We start from the raw sequence: 2,560 nt of genomic DNA on the forward strand, positions 1-2,560 counted from the left end.
ATTCACCACCCTTGAACGACACTGATTTGAAGCAATAATGGCGAGCCGGATACATCGAGAGGTGTACGTCCGGTTCTGGGAGGGGTTTGGGCAAACCTACGGCAGTAATGCCGCAAGGCGGCTCATTCCTACTCTACGAGGGCGAAAAGAGCGCCGAGGATTTTTGGATCAAATCGGAACGCCTGCTGTATTCGGCCCTCATTGGCTATATCTGGTACGAAGCGCCGGACGATGAAATGAATTTCACTACGCTGCTTGAAATGATAAACGCCAGCGAAGCCCGCGAGGACGACCCAGAATTTCAATCCCCGGTAGACCAGATGTTTGAGCGGCTGGAAGAAAAAGACCCAGAACATTTTGCGGTGCGCCAGTACCGTAAATTCCTGCTGTCGGCGGGCAAGACCCGCAGCTCCATTTTGATAAGCTGCGGAGCCAGATTAGCGCCCTTTGACATCCGGGAGGTGCGGGAGCTGATGGAGGACGACGAACTGGAACTTGACACCATCGGGGACAAAAAAACAGCCCTGTTCCTGATTATGTCGGACACGGACACGACCTTTAATTTCATTCTGGCAATGGTGCAAAGCCAGCTCATAAACCTTTTGTGTGACCGGGCCGATGACAAATACGGCGGGCGGCTGCCCGTCCATGTGCGGCTGATTTTGGACGAGTTTGCCAACATCGGCCAGATTCCAAACTTTGATAAGCTGATCGCCACCATCCGAAGCCGGGAAATCTCGGCTTCTATTATTTTGCAGAGCCAGTCGCAGCTAAAGGCCATTTACAAGGACGCGGCGGAAATCATTTCCGACAACTGCGACTGTACGCTGTTCCTGAGTGGCAGGGGCAAGAACGCCAAGGAGATCGCGGAGGTGCTGGGCAAGGAAACCATTGACAGCTACAACCAGAGCGAGAACCGGGGCGCGCAGACCTCCCACGGACTGAACTACCAAAAACTCGGAAAGGAGCTGATGAGCCAAGACGAAATTGCAACGATGGACGGAGGCAAGTGTATTTTGCAGGTGCGCGGCGTGAGGCCGTTTTTTAGTGAGAAATACGACATTACCCGCCACCCCCGCTATAAATACCTCTCGGACGCCGACAAAAAGAACACCTTTGATGTGGACAGCTACCTGTCGTCCCTGCGCCGGAAAAAGCGGCGCGTGATAACGGAGGACGAACCCTTTGACCTCTACGACATTGAGCTGTCGGATGAAGATTTTGCTGCGGAATAAAGCGGCCATAGAGAAAGGAGCGTGACCGATGGGACACTCGGACGAATGGACATTTGCGGATTATTTCAAGCAGGAGCAGGAAATCTACCGGGCGATCATTTCCGCTGCGGTTCTGTGCCAGTGGATCGCGGAACATGACACCCCGCCTACGGACGGGGAAGCCGAAGAACTTGCAAGGGAAATAGACCGCAGACTGTGTGAAGCATGGGGCGAAATTTTTTCGCTGGCTGTGTTGGAATGGCGGGACGGCCAGTAACTCCGGGCCGTCTGCGGATTGTGAGGCTGCCGCTATGAACGGCGGCTTTTTTTGCACCCAAACACCATCACAATCTGAATTTATGGAGGTAAATTTATGGAATTTTTCAATAGTGCAGTTGATACTTTGCAGACCATCGTTGTGGGCCTCGGCGGCGCGCTTTGCGTATGGGGCGGCGTCAATCTTTTGGAGGGATACGGGGCGGACAACCCGGCAAGCAAGTCACAGGGAATCAAGCAGCTTGTCGCCGGTGGTGGCGTTGCCCTGATCGGCATGACCCTTGTTCCGCTGCTGTCCGGGCTGCTGGGATAACCCCATGTGTGTTAAAAAACCCTCCGCGCCCTCTCTGATCGGGGAGGGCGCGGGAAAGGAGGTGTCCCCACATGATCGGTGATTTAATCGGGGAATGGATCAAAGGAATCCTGATCGACGGTATCATGGGCAACCTGTCCCGCCTGTTTAACACAGTCAATACCAAAGTCGGGGAAATCGCGTCGGATGTGGGCAGTACCCCGCAGGACTGGAACGGCGGCATTTTTTCCATGCTGCAAAACCTGTCCGAAACGGTGATCGTCCCCATTGCGGCGGCCATTCTCGCCCTTGTGATGTGCTATGAGCTGATCGACATGATCGTGGAAAAGAACAATATGCACGACTTCGACAGCTCCATGTTCTTCCGCTGGATTTTCAAAAGCGCCTTTGCCATCCTCATTGTGACGAACACATGGAATATCGTCATGGGCGTATTTGACGCCACCCAGCAAGTCGTCAACCAGAGCGCCGGGGTGATTATCGGGGATACCAGCATTGATTTTGACGCGCTGATCCCTGATCTGGAAAGCCGCCTTGAAGCAATGGACATTGGGCCGCTGCTGGGCCTGTGGTTCCAGACCCTTGTTGTGGGGCTGACGATGAACATTCTTTCCATCTGCATTTTCCTTGTGACCTATGGAAGAATGATTGAAATTTACGCCGTGACCGCATTGGGGCCGATCCCCCTTGCCACGCTGGGCAATGCAGAGTGGCGCGGCATGGGCCAGAACTACTTGAAATCCCTGCTTGCGCTGGG

3 protein-coding genes and 1 pseudogene are annotated in these 2,560 nt (G+C 54.1%); all 4 read left to right on the forward strand.

Translation table 11 applies throughout. The features are described from left to right. Positions 1–137: 137 nt before the first annotated feature. Positions 138–1,235, forward strand: a pseudogene (locus CZ203_RS00465) (VirD4-like conjugal transfer protein, CD1115 family); the annotation flags it as partial. Positions 1,236–1,263: 28 nt separating this feature from the next. Further along, positions 1,264–1,491, forward strand: coding sequence for a hypothetical protein (locus tag CZ203_RS00470; RefSeq protein WP_003509346.1), 228 nt, complete (start codon positions 1,264–1,266; stop codon positions 1,489–1,491). A gap of 96 nt (positions 1,492–1,587) precedes the next feature. After that, the gene (locus tag CZ203_RS00475; protein WP_002566673.1) at positions 1,588–1,803 is read left to right on the forward strand and encodes a Maff2 family mobile element protein; all 216 of its coding nucleotides are present in this window, start codon (positions 1,588–1,590) and stop codon (positions 1,801–1,803) included. Between the two features lie 71 nt (positions 1,804–1,874). Continuing rightward, positions 1,875–2,560 (forward strand): VirB6/TrbL-like conjugal transfer protein, CD1112 family (locus CZ203_RS00480; RefSeq protein WP_087064168.1); only part of this gene is annotated, 686 nt, incomplete at its 3' end.

The sequence above is a fragment of the Intestinibacillus massiliensis genome, assembly GCF_900155735.1.
GTDB classification, from domain to species: domain Bacteria; phylum Bacillota; class Clostridia; order Oscillospirales; family Butyricicoccaceae; genus Intestinibacillus; species Intestinibacillus massiliensis.